Here is a 19,661-nt window from a genome sequence, read left to right as displayed (position 1 = left end):
ACGTCGCTTTTAACAGATTATGTTATTTCACTACGTTTAATAGCATCAATTTACCACTTAAATTAGCCTACTTTTTTAATCATCGTCGCTGGATTGTAACCTTTCTCGCCTTTGCTAACTGGCTCACTCGGGTTGTAATGGCGTATAAGAACATTAAATTTACCGGTCTTATTACCTTCCATCGTTGGGATATTGTTTGGCTGACCTTCACACCCAAAACGGAGAGTGTAGGTTCCATCGCTGTTCATAACGGGTGCCATTTCACTCGAAATATTGGCTTTATCGTTAAACATTCGTCCATCAGCGTTATATACGGTCGCGGACCAGAATGAGCCTGCCTTCGGATCTTTGAAAGTCGTCTCATAACATGCATTCGCATCGAAGTACTGGCTGGTTTGATAGATATTGTCTTCGACCATCGCGCCACCCCAACCGCCAGCTGCGCCAACGTAATTCATATAATCAGTTTGGCCGCTTTCTTTGTTACCAAACGCCTTTGATTGGTCATATCCGTCACTGAAATCTATGTTGCCAGCTTTATCTGTGGCACTAAAAGACGCCATGTCCCACTCTTTTACTTCAAACGGCTTCTCACTGCCTGTTTCAATCTTCAGGTTACGGCGTGCGTCATCTTCAAGAGCGCGGACAATGACAAATGCGTGGTCGGTTTTTGAACTGATTTTATGACGACCGGAACCGTAGATCATTGGCTGTGTCTCGTGGTTTTCGTCCACGACTTGCAGTGACACATATTGGTCAGTTTCTGGAACAGTCACATAGACATCATCGTTCGACATATCGATGACAGAAACGGAATAAAAAGTGTCTCGATTCATTCGTACAACGAACTGCTCTTCTGGAACGCTGCTCGGCACTGGCATCTCAAAGAATGTATTAATACCACCGGCTTTCTCTACCACCGAGCCGAGACGCATGTTGGTGTATGCCTGAGCAAAATTATCTTCCGTGACGATAGTTGGCGCTGCAAAAACGCTGGTTGAGAATAAAGCGACAGCAGTAAGAGGGAATAGCTTTTTCATAATAGCGACCTTTATATTTCAAAGTGAATGTCATTTGGAAGAGTATTATTTGCTCTGCCGATAGTGATCACTTTATACTTCCCAAAAGGAAAGTGTGGAAAATAGGACTTGCCCAAATGGAAAGTATAGACCTGAATTTGCTGCGTACTTTTGTATTGCTGTGTCAGTCGAACAGCCTTAAAAGGGCGGGGATGAAGCTAGGGATCTCTGAGAGCGCAGTCAGCAAGCAAATGACCAAGCTCAGAGATCAATTAGGGCACCCACTTTTCGAACGCACCACTGAAGGACTAAGGCCAACACATTATAGCAAATCTATTTTGCCCAATATTGAACACGCCTTGTCCTTGATGCACTCTGCGACTTCACCTGTGACATTCGATTCTGCCACCTATGATGGGCCAATCACTCTTGCTTTTTTCGCCTACACACTGGAGTTTTCAGGTGTTGATCTATTTAGGGAACTCTCGAAAACGTTTCCCAAAGCGCAAATAGAGCTGAAGACTTGGGCATCAGATACAGAGCAAAAGTTAGAAGAGGGTGACATCACTCTAGGTGTGCACTTTTTAAATGAAGACCGCAGTACGAATATCTTCCAGAAACGCATCATGGCCGATCAACTGGTGATCGCCGTTTCAAAGTCATTGGGGCAATTAACATGGGAAGAGGCGTTGCAATTGCCTTTTATCAAGATCCGCAGTCAAGGTTGGAATGAAGATCGTTACCGATATTTAGAAATGTTGAAAAGTAGTGGTATTGAGCCTCACATCAGTATCACGGTGGACAATTTTTCAGTTGCGAGGCAAATTCTAGAGCAGGGTGAACACGCCTGCGTATTAAGCGATAGTTGGAAGGATGCTTCGCTTAATACCATAGAGCCACCCAAAGAGTTTAGAATCGATCTAAACCTTGTGTCCTGCATGCGTCTTGTCGATCGCCAAAGCCCTCTAAACCTTGCCGTTCATGACGTAATAAAAAGGGTTATGCTTAAATCTAGATAGGCTTTAATCTAGATCGTTAGTGCCCCGAAGCGAGTTAAAAAGGCTCGTTATCGTTTCACACAAACAAAAATAGCCGCTAATCAGCGGCTATTTTAGTTATCTAAGCCAAGCTTTTACGGCTTCTTCGTTGCGACTGTTTCTTCTACTTTTTCGTCTCTTCAACCACGGCTTTCATCAATACTGATGTATCCATGCGGCCTTGTCCTTCGGCAGACAGTGCCTTGTATGCGTTGTTGGTTTTTTCAGTCAATGGAAGTTGGATACCTTGACGCTCTGCTTCATCTAAGCAGAATCCTAAGTCTTTGATCATCCAATCAATTGCGAAGCCGAAATCGAATTTATCTTGCGCCATTGTGGTGGCGCGGTTTTCCATCTGCCATGAACCAGCTGCGCCGTTTTTAAGGCAATCAACCAGAGTTTGGATGTCCAAACCTGATTTCTCAGCAAGTACCAAGCCTTCAGAAAGGCCATTCAATACACCTGCGATGCAGATCTGATTGACCATTTTCGCGCGTTGGCCTTGACCTACTTTACCCATCAGAACCGACGACTTACCGTAAGCTTTGAACACAGATTGAAGGTCATCAAACAAATCTTGTTCGCCACCACACATGATGGTTAGCACGCCGTTTTCTGCGCCCGCTTGGCCACCAGACACTGGTGCATCCATAAAGCGAACATTTGCTTCCTTCGATGCAACTTCAAGCTCTTCAGACAGTACTGCAGACGTTGTGGTGTGATCGACAAGAATCGCGTTTGGCTTCATTGCAGCCAGTGCGCCTGTTTCGCTGGTCGTCATGCTGCGTACGTCGTCATCGTTGCCAACACAGACAAGTACAACATCCGCATCTGCTACACATTCAGCTACGCTTTCTGCGGCTTTACCTTGGTGTTTATCAGCCCAGTCTAGCGCTTTACTATGAGTGCGGTTAAATACCGTTACTTCAAAACCGGCTTTGACTAGGTGGCCTGCCATTGGAAAACCCATAACGCCTAGCCCGATAAAACTTACTTTCATTCCTTTCTCCTTTTATTTGACCAAGTCATCACTATGGAAAGATCGAACACTCCCAATCAATGCATCGATAAGCAGGGTCAAAGCCTTTGGCTGATATTTTCTTTCTTTGTACACTAAATACGCTTGGCGATCACCCCGATGATACTCAGGGAGCACTTGAATCAGATTCATATCTGGAGATACATGGCGAAAAGGCAGTGAAGCAAGCCCCAACCCCTTCAACGCTGCGGCGGCCACAGCATTGATGTCATTAACAATAAACTTCGGTTTAATCGTCACCATCTGCTCTAAGCGGTCGGATTTGTAGAGCGGCATATCAAAAACATCATCGACATTAATCCAGTCGTGGTGCTCTAGATCACCTGGATTTTTAATCGCACTGTGGGAATCCAAATAATCTGGGCTCGCAAAGAAACCGTGCTTGGCTTTAAACAGTGGCCGAGCAATCATGCCTTCCATGTCGGAAATCTTAAACGTAATCAACAAATCACGATCAGTTTGAGGAACCACTTGCTGCTGACTCAGAGTTAAATCAAGCTGCACATTGGGATACTCAACAAGATATTGCTCAATGGTCGAACGTAGAAAGCCACTGTAGAAGTTATGAGGCACTGCAAGCTTTATCTTACCTTGAATCGCATCGCGCTCTTCCAACAAGCTACTGAATCCTTGATGCAGCGACTCCATACCGCTGCTCAACGCAGCAAAGGCCGCCTCGCCATCTTTAGTGGCCACCAACTCACGACCTTTCTTTTCTAAAAGTCGGATACTCAGGCGCTCTTCCAATGCGGTTAATCGACGCGACATGGTCGACACAGGTAATTGCAGGCGTTTCGATGCCGAAAGCAAAGAACCCTCTTCAACCACTGCACAGAATAAGAACAGATCATCAATGTTTCCAAATATGGAATTCATACTTCTATATGTGCCTATTTTTCTCATTAATGGGTAGATGTAACCTTATCTCATCAACAACAGAAAATCACGGGAGAAACATACAATGAACAATAAACAATTTTGGGTAACTGCTATTTTATCTTCCCTGACCATGGCAATGATTATGTCTGGGGTTATCTCAGGCTACAAAATGGGGTTCAGCCACGAATGGCCGCCTATTTGGCTACAAAGCTTCTTTATTGCTTGGCCTTGCGCATTAACACTTAACCTAACCGTACTGCCATTGATTCGAAAATTAGCAGCGTGGATATGTAAGCCAAGAACCAAAGCGATACCTAACCCATTACCTGAAACTTCAATTTCACCTGAAACGACTAACTAAGTCGATCACGAGGCCAGGCGGATCATGTCGCTACCATGGAACGATGATCAAGGGGAATTCGACCAGCGGTTCCGAACAGATACTGCGAACGGGTACAGTGAGTAAAAACAGTAAGCAATCACAGAAGCTGACCAAAGAAAACAGCCAACACTCAGAGGCACACTTTTAAATTCTTCTATCTCTGAATAAACGGCATAAAAAAACCGAGCACTAGGCTCGGTTTTTTGTATTCTACATTCTACTCACAAGAGCAAAGCTATCAATTATAGATTGATATTACAGCTCAGCGTTATGGTAAACCTGCTGAACGTCATCACAGTCGTCAAGCATGTCTAAGAACTTCTGGAACTTCTCAGAATCTTCTTCAGCTACTGGCGTAGTCGTTTGAGGAACGAAAGTGATTTCCTCAACGTCCAGAGTTAGCTCTGGGAACGCAGTGTGTAGTGCAGTCTTCGTTTTGAAGAACTCAGTCGTTGGAGCGAATACAGTGATAACACCGTCTTCTAGCTCAACGTCAGTCACGTCTACGTCTTCCATCATTAGCGTTTCTAGGATGATCTCGTCATCTTCGCCAGCAAACTGGAATACAGCTTGGTGAGCGAACATGTGAGAAACAGTACCTTCAACACCGATTTTCGCGCCAGTCTTAACGAAACATTGGCGAACGTCTTGGAAAGTACGGTTGCCGTTGTCAGTTAGACAGTCAACGATTACGCTTGTGCCACCAGGGCCGAAACCTTCGTAACGAGCTGGTTGGAAGTCTTCACCGCCGCCGCCGTTCGCTTTATCGATCGCTTTGTCGATAACGTGAGCGGGTACTTGGTCTTTCTTAGCTTTAGCAATCAGGTGCTTAAGAGGTAAGTTCATGTCTGGGTCAGAGCTGCCGTTCTTAGCCAGTACGTAAATCTCTTTACCGTATTTAGAATAAACTTTAATTTTTGCGCCTGCAGTTTTCGCCATTGAGGCCTTGCGCACTTCAAAACTTCTTCCCATCGGGATCTTCTCTCTGATTCAATTAACGGAGCAAATTCTAGCAAATTACTGTGTCATTTCAATTCTACAGCTTTGCTGGGTAAGGTTTATGTGCGTTTATGCGACACCCATTACCCGTTTGTATTTTTCTACAGACTGATCAAACCAAGCCTTTTCTTCTGGATCACCTAGCTTCATTGCTTCTTCAACAATGGCTTCAGGGCCACATTTCGCCTGCTTCAATTTCCATACAAGAAACGATGCCTGCTTATCCAGTTCGATTTTATTTTTCTCACTGGGTGGAAGGAGTGAAAGGTTGATAGACATTATTAGCCTTCGTCTGTAATACACTTGGCCAAGAAATATATCATAGAGCAGCCTCATAAAACCAATACTATGAGCAATAGAGGGGGTTGTGGGGCAAGAAACCAGCAAGTCGCTGATGCAGGTCAAGCTAGTTTGGGAGAAGTTACGCTCTATGATACAAAAGTATCGCTTATTCAACTCATACCATGAGCCGTTTAAGCAGTTATTCGACTCACCTTATGAGCCAAATAATAAGATAATCACATCACAGATGTCGGAAAAGCCTCATCTAGACCAAAAAGGCTATTCACTCACCGCAAACACATCGCAGCGTGAGGCACAGATGAAGTCATTCTTGTGCAGGCCTTTGATTGAGTGGCTCCACCACGTTACGGTCACTTTGCCCCACTCCAATAAGATCGAAGGGTGATGGAATTCTTCTTCTGCCAACTCTGATACTTTATTACTGAAAGCCCATGCTTGCTTGTAGTTCTTAAACTTAAATACCTTCTCAAGTTGTGGGATGCCGTCTCTTTCGATGATCTGCCAATCAGACAACTCCAAAAGTAAAGATTGTTGGTCATCTTTATTGAGGGCAATTGCGTCAATACTGCAGGCTTCGCATTTTTGTTCATTCAACATGTGTTGGTTCCTTAGGTTCAAAAAGTGGTGGTAGTAATCCCTCGTCTATCGCGAGATCAGCTTGCTGCAATAGGTTTTCCTGGCTGATTTTGAAGAGCTCAGATAACTCATCAATCACGTAATATTTCGGTTGTATAATATCGATACGATAAGGCGTTCTTAGCACGGTTTGCAGGTCAAACCGCTCACGAACGGCCAAGTCCCCTCCCAACGCATACATGGTTTCCGCCGGAGACGAAAGAATGCCACCGCCATAGATTTTCAGCCTATGACCTTCTTTTACTAAACCGTAAACCAATACAAACGGGCAAGATACGCACGCTGTTTAGGTGTGGCTGCTTGGCCAAGTTTTCCGTAATGCTCAGTGAATGTCGCAAAATCGGCATTGGTGAGCATGGCACAGTGGCCAAAAATTTCATGGAAGAAATCGGGCTCTTGCAAATAATCGAACTCGTCTCGCGTTCTCAGAAATGTCGCGACTGGGAATTTCTTGTTGGCGAGCAAATCAAAGAAACGGTCGAAATCGATTAACGCAGGTACAGGCTGTACCTGCCAACCCGTTGTTTCCATTAGCACTTTATTTATCTCTGGAAGCTGGGGAACTCTGTCTAATGGCAGATCCAGCAGGGTCAAACCGTGCAAATAGGCATCGCATGCGCGGTCATTAATGACGTCCAGTTGCCTTTTCACTAAGTCGTGCCAAATGGCGTCTTCTTCGAGGCTCCACTCAACCCATCCCTCTTGGCTCACGGGCTTAGAATGATATTGAGTCATTACACACCTCCTTTCGAATGTCTCCCTTTAAGCCTATCTCCACTCCTTATATCCGCCAATTTGCGCGATTTTTCGAAACAAGCAATCGTGTAACATTTTATTTACACAATTCCGGCAACCCCTTATTTTACTGATCTTTTGACTTTGTAAAACCTAAATACCAGACTGAAATCGTTAACTTTTTGTTAAAGGTAAAGGAATGCACGAGAGCAATAAGCCAATTTGGCAACCTAGCGACCAGCGTATCGCAGACGCCAACGTAACCCAATTCATTGATAGCCTTGATCAACAGAGCGTACTCGGACGGGAATTACAAAACTATGCGGATCTCCATCAATGGTCTGTGGAACATCCCGAGTCGTTTTGGCAGAACGTATAGCAGTTTTGTGGAATGGTCGGCTCGCAAGGGGATGACACCAAAACTCAAGGTGAGAGTCGCTGGCAGCAGCCGAAATCAAATCGCGATGCGGTGTGGTTTCCGAATACTCAAATTAACTACGCCGAGAACTTGCTGCGTTTGACACACACCATGCCTGATGAGCTTGCGATTTGGTTTGAGAACGAGCGTGACGAGCAACAAAGCTACACATGGCAAACCCTTTGTGAGGAAGTTTCTAACGTTCAACAATGGCTCGTGGATTGTGGCGTTCAACAAGGTGATGTGGTTGCCGCTTATACGCCCTACCTACCACAAACCGTAATAGCGATGTTAGCAACCACCAGCTTAGGCGCGATTTGGACGTCAACCTCGCCTGACTTTGGCGTCGAGAGTGTGATTGAGCGATTTGGCCAAGTGAAACCTAAGGTGCTGTTCACTTGTGATGGCTACACCTTCAATGGCAAAACGTTCGATATGACGGACAAAAACCGTGAAATCACCGAGCACTTAACCGAATTAAAACAGGTGTGTGAGATCGGTTATTTGAAACCGAGTAATGACTTAGAGAAGAGCGATTTAGAGAAGAAAAAAGTTGAACATGATGTATCGATTCTAAGCTGGCACAGCATCATTAATCACTATCAGACAAAACCTCTTCGATTTGTGCGTATCGGCTTCAATGAACCGTTGTTTGTGCTCTACTCTTCCGGCACCACAGGCAAGCCAAAATGTATTGTGCATTCGGTAGGTGGCACTATCATCAACCACCTAAAAGAGCATCAGCTTCATTGCGATATAAAGCCAAACGATCGCGTGTTCTACTACACCACTTGTGGTTGGATGATGTGGAACTGGCACGTATCTGCGCTCGCCAGTGGGGCGTGTTTGGTGATATTTGATGGTAGCCCAGTTTATCCGCAACCTAACGTTCTGTGGGATTTAGCGCAGCGAGCTGATGTATCGACATTTGGCACTTCAGCCAAGTATCTAGAGGCGATTGAGAAAGCGGAACTCTCACCGATCGACAGTCACAACCTTCCTAAATTAAGAACACTGTGCTCGACGGGTTCTGTGCTCTACCCAGAGCAGTTTGATTATGTTTACAAACACATCAAACAAGACCTGCATTTAGCGTCCATTTCTGGCGGTACGGACATTTGTGGCTGCTTTGTTTTAGGCAACCCTATCTCGCCTGTGTATCGCGGTGAGTGCCAACAGGCCGGGCTTGGCGTCGACATCAAGGTGTTCAATTCGTCGGGTCAAAAGGTCAATCACGAACGCGGCGAACTGGTGTGTACAAATTCCCTACCCAACTTCCCTGTTGGCTTCTGGAATGACACCGGAGAGCGCTATCACAGCACTTATTGGGATAGATTCGATAATGTGTGGCATCACGGTGACGAAGTCGCACAGAGCGTGCATGGTGGCTATTTGTTCTATGGGCGAGGCGACACCACACTCAACCCCGGTGGCGTGCGAATTGGTACCGCTGAAATCTATCAACAAGTGAACACCATTGACGGCATTGTTGACTCGATAGCAGTCGGTAAAGACATCGACCGCAACGAACAGATATGGCTGTTTGTTCAACTACAACAAGGTGTGGATCTAGATGATGAGTTACTGACAGCCATCAAAAGCAAACTCAAATCCTCCTGTTCGCCGAGGCATGTACCAAGCCAGATATTTGCGATCAGCGATGTGCCAAAAACACGGTCGGGCAAGCTTGTGGAGCTAGCAGTGAAACAGGTAGTAAATGGCAAGGATGTAGAAAACCTCGGGGCTATCGCTAACGCCGAGGTCTTGGAAGAGATAAAGCGCGTTGTGTCGCTTTAGCAATTAGGCCTAGAACGTAGCAAGCTATCTCCACTTTTCACTTGGCTGTCAAATAATATCTGAAGTAAAGGCAGCCGATTGAAAACCGATGACGGAGTGAAGCAAGCAACGGGAGAAGCATTAAACACTGAACACTTTAAGCAGCCCTTGATTGGCCAATAAAAACCGAATCTAAACTACTCTTTAAGCTCGTGAACCCTCGCCTCAGTTTTGCCCCGTACCGTTTCTAAAGTTCTTAATGAGATCTGAACGTCATATTTAAAACAAAAATGTTAAATTATTCATTTTTGGGGCTGAGATAATATTCACTAAAGACGAATCATTTATACAAAAAAAGAGTCCACCACTGGATTGTATCCCAGCTTATGGATATTTAATCGAATTATAATAATTTCCGCTCCCACAGCTCTATTTCTAGTGAAATGATAGTTTGATAGCTATCACAATTAGAACAGTTATTTTCCCATACTATCTCGGCATGTTAATTACTTAAGAGTAATTAAAAAATCTAGTCATTGTTATTAATAAGCTTGAGTTTAATTATAAACAAGCGGTTAATCCCTACGTAAAATAAATAAAATCATTATTAAATGATCGGAGACATTATCATGCGCATAGTATTAGCTTTAGGCGGTAACGCTCTTTTAGCAAGAGGCCAAGCATTAACGGCTGAGAACCAACGTGAAAATATAATCAAATCAGCGGCGAGTATTGCTGCAATCGCACGCGAGCATGAGATTGTTATCGTTCATGGTAATGGCCCACAAGTAGGTTTGTTGATGGAACAAAACGCGGCTTATAGCGAATATTCGCCAGAGACTACCCCATACCCAATGGATGTACTCGGCTCTCAAACTTGTGGCATGGTGGGCTACATGTTACAACAAGAGCTAAGAAACATTGATCCTGAGTTAGACGTAGCGACGCTAGTCACGCAAACTGAAGTATGCAAAAAAGACCCTGCGTTTGCTAACCCGACTAAATTTGTTGGCCCTGTATATACAGAGCAACGAGCTAAAGAGTTAATGGCTCAAAGCACAATGCAATTTAAAGCTGATGGCGAGTACTACCGTCGCGTTGTGCCTTCTCCTATGCCAAAAAGCATTGTTGAAATTCAGCAAATTGAAACTCTTCTAGATACAGAAAACCTTGTTATCGCTTGTGGCGGCGGCGGTGTTCCCGTGAGTATTGAGCAAGGTAAGAGTACTGGCGTAGAGTGCGTGATTGACAAAGATCTTACGGCTGAACTGCTGGCTGAAAAAATCCATGCCGACTTATTTATTATCTTAACCGATGGGTCGATTTTCCGTAACTATGGTAAAGAAGACCAAGCAGAAATGAAGCAAGCAACGCCTGCTGGTTTAGCAGAATTTTCATTCCCTGCTGGTTCTATGGGGCCAAAAATTGATGCCGTTTGTAAATTCGTTGAAGCTGGATTGGGTAATGCGGCGATTGGTTCATTATTTGATTTAGATAAAATAATCACCAATGAAGCTGGCACTCTGATAACGAAAGGCGAGGGTATTGTTTATTACTAATATTATCGAGTAATAAACTTCACTAATATAGACCCATTAAACAAGCCTCTTGATTTAATTATAATGAGGCTTGTTTCATTAGTGCCCGTTTAATGCTAGATGAGATAAATACTCATAAAATTGGAAATTAAATATGAAAAGAATGAATACATAACATCTTTAAATATACCCAATCTTAATTATAACGTTATTTAATCCAAATAACGTTTCCAGTTCATTAAAAAACAATTCAATACGTTCACATCGGTGCATTCGCATCCGCTTGGTTCTCTGGCATCGCCTCAATAAACGCGGGTAACTGGTTACACGCTTCGACAATCGAATTAATTAGCGGATAAGGCGACATATCAAGATCAAAACGCAACGCATTGTAGACTTGCGGCACTAAGCAGATATCTACGATACATGGCGAATCTGTGAGGCTATACACCGAGTCGCCGTGCGCTTTTCTATACTTCGCCAGCTTCTCTTCTAAAGCATGGAAACCCTGGCTCATCCAATGATGAAGCCAATCCATTTTCACCTCTTGTTCGCAAGATAATTCTCTCTCCAAATACTGCAGCACACGCAGGTTATTCAGAGGATGAATTTCCATCGCGATATCCTGAGCCATTGCCAACGCTTGATAGCGCAGTGGTGTTTGCTCTGGAATGAGCGAGGAGTCAGGGCTGCTCTCACACAAATAGTGTTCATCGAGATATTGAAGAATAGCCAGCGACTGATTGAGTTGAACGTCACCATCCACCAGCACCGGCACTAATTCACTGGCATTGAGATCGCGATATTGTGGATCATGCTGCTCGCCACCATTACGCACCAAGTGCACCGATTTAGACTCGTAGTTGAATTGCTTCAGGTTTAATCCAATACGCACTCGATAGGCTGCGGACGAGCGCCAGTAACCGTAAAGTATAATGTTCTTGTTCACGATGCTCTCGCTCATACAGAAATCCTATTACGTGGATTATACCACTCGATACTGGCTCACTTTTTGGTCTATTGCGCCAAAAATAGAATCACCCGCCGCATCAAACATCTCAAGCTTGATCGAGTCACCAAACGACATGAATTGAGTCGACGGCTTGCCATCTCGAATCGTCTCTATCATGCGCACTTCAGCAATGCAGGAATAGCCTACGCCGCCCTCGACAATTGAGGTGCCGTGGTCAGTCCCTTGCTTATTGGAAACCGTGCCTGAGCCAATGATTGCACCGGCCGATAGTGGACGAGTTTTCGCAGCATGGACTACTAATTCAGCAAAATTGAAAGTCATATCGACGCCCGCATTCGGACAACCAAAAGGCTGGTCGTTGTAGGTCGATATCAACGGTAGATGAACCTTGCTGCCTTTCCACTGTTCACCTAGCTCATCAGGTGTAACGGCAACCGGAGAGAACGCCGAAGACGGTTTAGACTGGAAGAAACCAAAACCCTTAGCGAGTTCAGCCGGAATCAAACCACGCAGCGACACATCATTCACCAACATCAGCAAGCGAATCGAATCGTGCGCTTGTTTAGCACTGGCACCCATAGGCACATCACCGGTCACAATCGCGACCTCACCTTCGAAATCGATGCCCCACTCGTCGCTGGCAAATTCGATGTTGTCACGAGGACCGATAAACGCGTCTGAGCCGCCTTGATACATGAGTGGATCGACCCAGAAGCTTTCTGGCATTTCAGCGCCACGCGCTTTACGCACCAGTTCAACGTGGTTTACATACGCGCTGCCATCAGCCCATTGATATGCGCGTGGTAGAGGTGATTCACAGTACTGAGGTGCAAACACTTCACTGCCAGTCACATGCCCGTTGTTTAACGAGGTGTATAACTCTTCTAACTGAGAAGCCACGCTGTCCCAGTTATCCAATGCTACCTGCATGGTTGGCGCCAGATGCATCGCATGGAAGATTTCGGTGGCAGGTACACATTGTTTAAGATCTTTACTTACGACCATCAACAGGCCATCGCGAGTGCCATTTTTCTTGGTTGCTAATTTCATCCTTGTCCCTTATTTCTTATCGTCAGCCATTTCTTTCAAACCAGAGTCTTGCCAACTATAGACATATTCTTTGTTCTCAACGCTATCGAGTTCATCAGAGAACTGCAGCGCATGGCGAGTATCGATCATCACCGCGACTTCATCGGTAAACTTCTTCTTATGCGCCTGACCTGCCTTAAAGGCTTTAGGGTGAGGCCCATGAGTGAAGCCCGCAGGGTGGAAAGTCACCATGCCCGCTTCAATGTTGTCGCGACTGAAAAAGTCACCAGCGTGATAGAACAGCACTTCGTCGTAGTCATCATTGTTGTGGTAGAACGGTACTTTCAATGCACCAGGGTCGCTCTCAATCGGGCGTGGCACAAAGGTGCACACCACAAATCCAGCGCCAACAAACGTCGTATGCGCAGAAGGTGGCAAGTGGTAGCGATGTGACATCAACGGTCTGATATCACGCCAATTCACTTTCACCACCGCTAAGTCGCCATGCCAGCCAATTGCGTCCAATGGGTTGAACGGATAGGTGATGACACTGACTTTGTCGTGGCGTTTCACCTGAACCTGAGTCTGGTTTTCTGAATACTGAGCGCGGAATTGATCATTGATTGAAGGTATGTCGAGCACAGCAGGATCAAACACCGCGTGATTGCCGACCATGCCTTTCTCTGGCAAGGAATAAGCCGCGTCGGTGTTTTCTATCATCAAGATAAACATCGGCTCGCTTGGCTCTAAACGCCAGTTGGTTGAGCGCGGGATCATCACGTAATCCCCTTCACTCACTTCTAAATGGCCATAGTCGCAATAGAGATCAGCGCTGCCTTGGTGAATGAACAACAGCTCATCACCGTCGGAATTACGCACCAAGAAATCCATCTTCTCGTCCATGCGCCACACACGAATTTTGCAGTCCGCATTGTGCAAAAGATGAGGCACAGCCCAAGGCGTTATCTGGCTGGATTTTTCCACCAGCGTGAAATCAAAAGCGCGAGGGCGCAGATCACCCTCCCATTCCGACCAACCTGTTGGGGCATGTTGGTGATGAAAGTGAGCGGCAGGGCCGAAGAAACCACTCCGACCCGCTTCTCGCTCATAAATTGCCTCTTCGGGAAAATCGGCGTGCGCTTGTTTAGAGCACACCCCCTCCCGATGAGGAAACGAGATCCATTTATGCATCGTCTAATACTCCTCGACGAATCTGGTCCTCTTCAATCGATTCAAACAACGCCTTGAAGTTACCTTCGCCAAAGCCTTCATTGCCTTTACGCTGAATGATTTCAAAGAACACAGGCCCGATTACTGTCTGCGTGAAAATTTGCAGCAAGATGCCGTCTTTGGTCGGTGCGCCATCAATCAGAACACGCAGGTCACGCAGCAGGTCGGTATCTTCCCCGTGGCCTTTTACACGATCGTCAACTTTCTCATAGTAGGTATCTGGGGTTGGCATAAAGTCCATGCCGCGATCACGCAGGGTTTTCACTGTTTTGTAGATGTCATCGGTGGCGAGTGCGATGTGTTGAATACCTTCGCCGTTGTATTCACGAATGAACTCTTCGATTTGTGATTTGTCGTCGGAAGACTCATTGATAGGGATGCGGATTTTGCCACACGGTGAGGTCATGGCTCTGCTCACAAGGCCTGTCAGCTTGCCTTCGATGTCGAAGTAGCGAATCTCGCGGAAGTTGCCAAGACGCTCATAGAACCCAGACCACACATCCATATTGCCTTGCTTCACGTTATGCGTGAGGTGGTCGATTTCGAACAAACCAACATTGGCTTCGGCCATACGCTCTTCCGCATCGTCATAGAATCGGAAATCGACGTCATAGATGCTCTGCTTGCCATAACGATCCACAAAATAGAGCAGGCTCTCACCGATGCCGTAAATAGCCGGAATGCTCAGCTCCATCGGCCCTATTTCTGTTTTGTACTCTTCACCACCGCCCTTGAAAGCTTGCTCCATTGCAGCCGTTGCCTCGTTGACACGAAAAGCCATGCCACATACCGATGGACCATGTACCTTGGCGAACGCTTCCGCTTGGCTGTGTGGCTGTTCATTGACGATAAAGTTGATGTCACCTTGTCGATACAGCCAAGCCTCTTTTGAGCGGTGCTTGGCGACCTCAGCAAAACCAAGTGACACAAACAACGCTTTAAGTTGCTCAATTCCCTTGTGGTCAACGGCCGTGTATTCAACAAACTCGAATCCATCCGTGCCAAGCGGGTTGTATGTATCCACCATGAACTTTCTCCTTGTACCTATTGGTTTGTATTACGTGTTTTTTGTCCTTAATTAAATTTGGCCCACAAGCGGAAAGATTGGAATGCATCGAAGGAAATGGGCAATAACGCTAAAAACCCGTCAAATTGTAAAATATTTGTTACACACAAACCCTCACAACAACAAAGTGAGTGCTATCAAGGGATTGAAAGATGGTGGTTTGATTTACAGCAGAGCAATAGATGTTATTGAATTGTTACATACGTACTTTTGTCAGCTAAGGTGATAAATCGAATATTAGACTGATGATGCAAAAAAGCCGCTGTCGTCAGCGGCTTGATGAGTTCTAGAAAGAACCTAATTCGAATATAAGGTTCGCGTTAATCCCAGTCGAGGATCGACCAGTTCGGTTGGTCAGCTAACGCTTTTAAACGCGGACACGGATTCACCAGATAGGCAAAATCAGCATGCTCACACAAAGGTAAGTCATTGATTGAATCGGTATAAAAGTGGATATCTGAGTAATTGGTTTCTTGATTGTCTAACCACTCTTTTAAACGCGTCACTTTGCCTTCACGATAGCTTGGTACGCCTGATATTTGAGAAGTAAAACGGCCTTGGTTTTCAATCAAATCAATACCTAGTGCATTCTCGATACCAATCTTACGACCCACCGCTTCCACTAAGAAAGTCACGCTGGCAGAGATGATCAACATATCGATATCATCACTCTCAAGCTGCTCAATCAAAGGTTTCGACTGCTTGAACTGTTTAGGCAAAATATGCTGTTCAACACACTCTTCGACCAATGCTGTGACTTGCTCTGTTGGCATGTCGGCCAGTGGTTGCATGGAAAATGTTAGGTAATCTTCCATATTCAGTTTACCTTCCGAATACAGGCCCATTAAGCGCTTATCTTCTTCAATAAAGTTGGGCGCAGTGGCAATGCCCTTTTCAACCAAGAACTCATTCCAAAGCATTGCTGCATCAGCATTGATCAGCGTTTCATCCATATCAAATACATACAAAGGTTTGAACATCTTAGGCTCTCACGGGTTGAATTTCGTTAAGGTTAAACAGGAGTTCAAGTTGGCTGCCGTTTGCCAACAGTCGCTCAGAGGAACGGTTCAATAGATCGACCGTTAATTCACATTCATCGACATCCACTTGGTAGCGAATCACGTTGCCCAACAGCTGATGGTTGCGAATGGTACCCGTTTTCGGCGCAGAGATGTGTTCGCCATACTGTCGGCCTTGCTCTTTAACGTAGATAGATTCAGGTCGAATCGCCACTTTCCACTCTGTTTCAATATTGAAAAGTTGCTTGGCTTTGTTCGCTTGCACCAGATTGTAGTGGCCCATGAAGCCCGCTACGAACTCATTGGCAGGTTGAGTGTAAATCTCTTCGGGTGTCCCCGCTTGTACGATCTCGCCTTTGTTCATCAAGAAGATACGGTCAGACATGATCATTGCTTCTTCCTGATCATGAGTCACGAAGATCGTGGTCAGATTCATCTCTTTTTGAATATCTCGGATCTGTTGGCGTAGGTGTTTACGGATCTTCGCATCCAGCGCCGAAAGCGGCTCATCAAGTAGCAGAATACGCGGCTTCACTACCAAGGCTCTTGCCAAGGCGACACGCTGACGCTGACCGCCCGATAACTGATGCGGGTAGAACTTCTCTTTGCCCGTTAATTCCACCAGCCCAATCACTTTCGCCACTTCACGTTTAATCTCGTCAGCAGCAAGCTTTTTCATTTTCAGGCCAAACGCAATGTTGCCTTCAACCGTCATGTTAGGGAACAGGGCATAAGATTGAAACACCATGCCGATGCCACGTTGTTGCGGCACTTGGTGAGTTATCTCTTCACCGTTGACCCAGATCTCGCCACCATCGACCGGATTCAAACCTGCCAAGCTACGCAGTAGAGTCGATTTACCACAGCCACTTGGGCCAAGCAGAGTAATGAATTCGCCCTTCTCGATGGAAAATTCAATGTCTTCAAACACTGTGTTGTCACCAAAGCGCTTGGTGAGGTTTTTCGCATTTACATAGCTCATTATTTTGTTCCCTGGCTGAAACGACTTGCCAACCAAGTCAGTAAGAAAATAAACAGGAAGTACGTCATCACAAGGGCTGACGTGAAGTGGCCGCTGGTTTGACGCATGTTGTATAGGTAGATTTGCAGTGTCTCGTAGCGTGTTCCTACCAAGATGTTGGCGAACACGAACTCGCCCAATAGGAACGAGAACGACAAGAACAGTGACGCCATTAAGCCTTTCTTAAGGTTTGGCAAAATAATCAGCAAGAATGCCTTGGTGGTACTCGCGCCAAGCAGGTGTGCCGCGTCCATCAGGTCATGCAGGTTGATTGCTTCAAAGCTGTTGGCAATCGCGCGGTACATAAATGGCAGCGCGATGGTGAAGTAGGTACCAATCAGAATCCATGGTGTACCTATCAGTGAGATTTCGCTATCAGCGTACAGTTGAAGCAAACCCACCGACGACACCACAGGCGGCACAGCGAATGGCAATAAGATCAGGATATTCATCACCTTGTTGAGTTTCGGGAAATAGTAAAACACCACGAAAATCGCAGGCAGAACCAACACCACACTCAATGACAGCGCTGCCACACAGATAAACAGTGAGCGACCAAAGGCTTGTAAGAAGCGAGGATCCGTCAGCAGGTTGATGTACCAATCTAACGTGAAGCCATCCGGCAGGATCGTTGCGCCCCATCGAGAGGAGATCGAGTAGATAAAGGTCGCTAAGATCGGGATCATCATGATGCCAACAATCGAATAGACAACCGTTTTGTGAAAGCGAGTATTTACGGTGTTCATTACTTTCTCTTCCCTGCGTAGCTTTTGCTGATCAGCCATTGGTTAATCACGGTGATGAAGGCCAGCATCGCCATCAAAATCACGGAAATTGCGGCAGCTAGGCTTGGCTCTAAGAACAAGTCACCCGATACCAAGCTCGCGATCCGAATCGTAATCACGTTGTAGTTGCCCGCGGTTAACGCATACACGCTCGCATACGCGCCAATCGCATTGGCAATTAAGATGATGAAAGTGCCGAACAAGGCCGGAGACAGCACAGGCAGCGCGATTTTGGTCCAGTATTGCCAAGTTTTCGCACCAAGCAGTGCCGAAGCTGCTTGCCAGTCGTCACTCAGAGCATCAAACGCTGGATACAGCAACAACACCGCCAATGGGATCTGGAAGTAGATGTAAATCGCCAGCAAGCCCCACTTGCCGTAAAGGTCGAAATCACCCAGCAATCCATACTGCTTGAGCAATAAGGTAATCGCACCATTGGTGCCCAAGATGATGATGAATGCGAACGACAGAGGCACACCAGAGAAGTTGCTGCTCATATTGGTAAACGCGATCACCGCATCGCGGATTTTAGAATCAACACGGCGCAATGAAGAGACCAACAGAGTCGCAATCGCCAAGCCAACAATGCTCGACCAAATCGACAACCATAAACTGTTGCCAAAAGCCTGCATCATGAAAGCAGAATCGAATATTTCAGAATAGTTTTCGAGAGAGAGCTCATCGTCATAGAAGAAGCTGTTGATCAGCACCCAAACCATAGGTGCCAGTTGGAACAGATAGAAAAACAGCGCGAAAGGCGCAAGCCACAAAGCGGGCTTGAGGCGTTGAAACAAAGATTTAGTTTTAGGTTGAAGCGCAGAGCCATCGCTCTGCGTAATTATAGAACTGCTCATAAGGCCAACAATTCCTGATTGTAAGATTTATCGTGTTCAAGGTTGAGTAACTGACAGACGCTGCCGCAGATGTCGGTCTGTTTCACTGAACATTCTTGGTGTGTAAACTTATCGCCAATCACAAAGAAAGGCACTTCGCGCTCTTCAGGCAAAATGCCACCGTGAGACAAGTCATTGTTCATGCCATGGTCACTAGTGATGATCACTTGATAACCATCGTCTACCCATTTCTCAAGATAGTTTGATAGGTAGATATCCGCGCCACGTGCACTATTGCGATACTGGCGAGAGTCCAGCCCGTGCTTATGTCCCATGTCGTCAATGTTCATTGGGTGAATCAATAAGAAATCCGGTTGATGAGTGACGCGCAGATGCTCTGCATCCAAGAACAAGGCTTCATCTGGGTAGTGGTCCCAGTGGTAGAAACAACCGTGTTGGATGTTCATGGTTTCATCGTTTGTGAAACGGTCGCGTGCTGCATCAAATGGCGCTCGGTTATATAACTCGCTCACCCAATGGTAAGCCGCAGCTGCCGTCACTTTGTTCTGCGACTTCGCCAAGCTAAATACCGACTCGTGATTCGACAAACGCACAATTTGATTGTTGACGATGCCACTCTCGACAGGGCGAACACCGGTCAGGATGCACTCATACAATGGACGGGACATTGACGGCAGCTCACACTGCACAGGGTAAAGCGTGGCACGCAGCTTGTTTTTTTGCGTGCTCATGTTTTGCAAGTTGCTCTGTTTATTGTGCAAATCGCCTTGGTTGCTTTGCGAATCGCCCTGTTTTGTCTGCAAATCGCTTAGTTCTAGAAGACCGTTCAGGTAGCCCATGCAATCACGGGCTACCTGATAGTTCAATCCATCTAGAACAACAAGGATAACCTTATTGCTCATGGTCTATTCTCTATTGCTTGT

19 protein-coding genes and 2 pseudogenes are annotated in these 19,661 nt (G+C 45.9%); 5 read left to right on the top strand and 16 right to left on the bottom strand.

Going from position 1 to position 19,661, the window contains the following annotated elements; genetic code table 11:
- Positions 1–62: 62 nt before the first annotated feature.
- Positions 63–1,040, bottom strand: a complete 978-nt coding sequence (locus AC3CHU_RS18745; protein ID WP_488526170.1) for a DUF1254 domain-containing protein — start codon at positions 1,038–1,040, stop codon at positions 63–65.
- A 116-nt stretch (positions 1,041–1,156) separates the two neighbouring features.
- Between AC3CHU_RS18745 and AC3CHU_RS18740 the strand changes: the two genes are divergently transcribed.
- Entirely contained in the window at positions 1,157–2,038 is an 882-nt protein-coding gene (locus AC3CHU_RS18740) for a LysR family transcriptional regulator (RefSeq protein ID WP_146455248.1), read from the top strand.
- Between the two features lie 142 nt (positions 2,039–2,180).
- Here AC3CHU_RS18740 and AC3CHU_RS18735 read toward each other — a convergent pair whose 3' ends face one another.
- Both AC3CHU_RS18735 and AC3CHU_RS18730 read right to left on the bottom strand, forming a co-directional pair.
- Positions 2,181–3,056, bottom strand: coding sequence for an NAD(P)-dependent oxidoreductase (locus tag AC3CHU_RS18735; RefSeq protein ID WP_488526169.1), 876 nt, complete (start codon positions 3,054–3,056; stop codon positions 2,181–2,183).
- Between the two features lie 12 nt (positions 3,057–3,068).
- Complete coding sequence (locus tag AC3CHU_RS18730) at positions 3,069–3,971, bottom strand: LysR family transcriptional regulator (protein WP_488526168.1); 903 nt, start codon at positions 3,969–3,971, stop codon at positions 3,069–3,071.
- An 85-nt stretch (positions 3,972–4,056) separates the two neighbouring features.
- On the opposite strand from AC3CHU_RS18730, the gene AC3CHU_RS18725 reads away from it, so the two are divergent.
- Positions 4,057–4,335 carry a DUF2798 domain-containing protein gene (locus tag AC3CHU_RS18725; RefSeq protein ID WP_260811202.1) on the top strand — a complete coding sequence of 93 codons (279 nt, stop codon included), beginning with the start codon at positions 4,057–4,059 and terminating at the stop codon, positions 4,333–4,335.
- A gap of 276 nt (positions 4,336–4,611) precedes the next feature.
- Here AC3CHU_RS18725 and AC3CHU_RS18720 read toward each other — a convergent pair whose 3' ends face one another.
- The 4 genes and pseudogenes from AC3CHU_RS18720 to phhA form a co-directional block, all read right to left on the bottom strand.
- Positions 4,612–5,328: a YebC/PmpR family DNA-binding transcriptional regulator gene (locus tag AC3CHU_RS18720; protein ID WP_004732617.1), complete on the bottom strand. Its 717-nt coding sequence runs from the start codon at positions 5,326–5,328 to the stop codon at positions 4,612–4,614.
- A gap of 96 nt (positions 5,329–5,424) precedes the next feature.
- Positions 5,425–5,634 (bottom strand): DUF3283 family protein, encoded by a 210-nt coding sequence (locus AC3CHU_RS18715; protein WP_004732615.1) that lies wholly within the window; start codon positions 5,632–5,634, stop codon positions 5,425–5,427.
- Between the two features lie 282 nt (positions 5,635–5,916).
- Positions 5,917–6,255, bottom strand: coding sequence for a 4a-hydroxytetrahydrobiopterin dehydratase (locus tag AC3CHU_RS18710; RefSeq protein ID WP_054546061.1), 339 nt, complete (start codon positions 6,253–6,255; stop codon positions 5,917–5,919).
- Positions 6,245–7,029: pseudogene (gene phhA / locus AC3CHU_RS18705) on the bottom strand (phenylalanine 4-monooxygenase). Before phhA ends, AC3CHU_RS18710 begins: the two are co-directional and overlap by 11 nt.
- A 199-nt stretch (positions 7,030–7,228) precedes the next feature.
- Between phhA and AC3CHU_RS18700 the strand changes: the two are divergent.
- Both AC3CHU_RS18700 and AC3CHU_RS18695 read left to right on the top strand, forming a co-directional pair.
- Positions 7,229–9,244, top strand: a pseudogene (locus AC3CHU_RS18700) (acetoacetate--CoA ligase).
- A gap of 608 nt (positions 9,245–9,852) precedes the next feature.
- Positions 9,853–10,782, top strand: a complete 930-nt coding sequence (locus AC3CHU_RS18695) for a carbamate kinase (protein WP_012601290.1) — start codon at positions 9,853–9,855, stop codon at positions 10,780–10,782.
- Positions 10,783–11,020: 238 nt separating this feature from the next.
- On the opposite strand, the gene maiA is transcribed toward AC3CHU_RS18695, so the two are convergent.
- Genes maiA through hppD form a run of 4 tightly spaced genes read right to left on the bottom strand, consistent with a single transcriptional unit; the run spans position 11,021 to position 15,020 of the window.
- Positions 11,021–11,725: a maleylacetoacetate isomerase gene (gene maiA / locus AC3CHU_RS18690; protein WP_488526167.1), complete on the bottom strand. Its 705-nt coding sequence runs from the start codon at positions 11,723–11,725 to the stop codon at positions 11,021–11,023.
- Positions 11,726–11,746: 21 nt separating this feature from the next.
- Positions 11,747–12,784 carry a fumarylacetoacetate hydrolase family protein gene (locus AC3CHU_RS18685; protein ID WP_488526166.1) on the bottom strand — a complete coding sequence of 346 codons (1,038 nt, stop codon included), beginning with the start codon at positions 12,782–12,784 and terminating at the stop codon, positions 11,747–11,749.
- A gap of 9 nt (positions 12,785–12,793) precedes the next feature.
- Positions 12,794–13,954 carry a homogentisate 1,2-dioxygenase gene (locus AC3CHU_RS18680; protein WP_488526165.1) on the bottom strand — a complete coding sequence of 387 codons (1,161 nt, stop codon included), beginning with the start codon at positions 13,952–13,954 and terminating at the stop codon, positions 12,794–12,796.
- Complete coding sequence (gene hppD / locus AC3CHU_RS18675) at positions 13,947–15,020, bottom strand: 4-hydroxyphenylpyruvate dioxygenase (RefSeq protein ID WP_114634421.1); 1,074 nt, start codon at positions 15,018–15,020, stop codon at positions 13,947–13,949. The genes AC3CHU_RS18680 and hppD overlap by 8 nt, the downstream gene beginning before the upstream one ends.
- A gap of 82 nt (positions 15,021–15,102) precedes the next feature.
- Between hppD and AC3CHU_RS18670 the strand changes: the two genes are divergently transcribed.
- On the top strand, positions 15,103–15,285 hold the full coding sequence (locus AC3CHU_RS18670; RefSeq protein ID WP_146455240.1) for a hypothetical protein: 183 nt from the start codon (positions 15,103–15,105) through the stop codon (positions 15,283–15,285).
- A 94-nt stretch (positions 15,286–15,379) separates the two neighbouring features.
- Here the strand turns inward: AC3CHU_RS18670 and AC3CHU_RS18665 are convergent, their stop codons facing one another.
- From AC3CHU_RS18665 to AC3CHU_RS18645, 5 genes are read right to left on the bottom strand one after another with little or no spacing between them, the layout of a single operon-like run.
- The gene (locus AC3CHU_RS18665; protein WP_054546049.1) at positions 15,380–16,039 is read right to left on the bottom strand and encodes an HAD family hydrolase; all 660 of its coding nucleotides are present in this window, start codon (positions 16,037–16,039) and stop codon (positions 15,380–15,382) included.
- Between the two features lies 1 nt (position 16,040).
- Positions 16,041–17,060, bottom strand: coding sequence for an ABC transporter ATP-binding protein (locus AC3CHU_RS18660; protein WP_146455238.1), 1,020 nt, complete (start codon positions 17,058–17,060; stop codon positions 16,041–16,043).
- Positions 17,060–17,845, bottom strand: a complete 786-nt coding sequence (locus AC3CHU_RS18655) for an ABC transporter permease (RefSeq protein ID WP_488526164.1) — start codon at positions 17,843–17,845, stop codon at positions 17,060–17,062. Before AC3CHU_RS18655 ends, AC3CHU_RS18660 begins: the two co-directional genes overlap by 1 nt.
- Entirely contained in the window at positions 17,845–18,738 is an 894-nt protein-coding gene (locus AC3CHU_RS18650) for an ABC transporter permease (RefSeq protein WP_488526163.1), read from the bottom strand. The genes AC3CHU_RS18655 and AC3CHU_RS18650 overlap by 1 nt, the downstream gene beginning before the upstream one ends.
- The gene (locus AC3CHU_RS18645; protein ID WP_488526162.1) at positions 18,735–19,640 is read right to left on the bottom strand and encodes an alkaline phosphatase family protein; all 906 of its coding nucleotides are present in this window, start codon (positions 19,638–19,640) and stop codon (positions 18,735–18,737) included. Before AC3CHU_RS18645 ends, AC3CHU_RS18650 begins: the two co-directional genes overlap by 4 nt.
- Between the last annotated feature and the right edge of the window lie 21 nt (positions 19,641–19,661).

It is taken from the genome of Vibrio sp. QJM3NY_39 (genome assembly GCF_057785895.1).
Note: the sequence above shows the minus strand (reverse complement) of the source record. Positions and strands in the feature narration are given on the sequence as shown.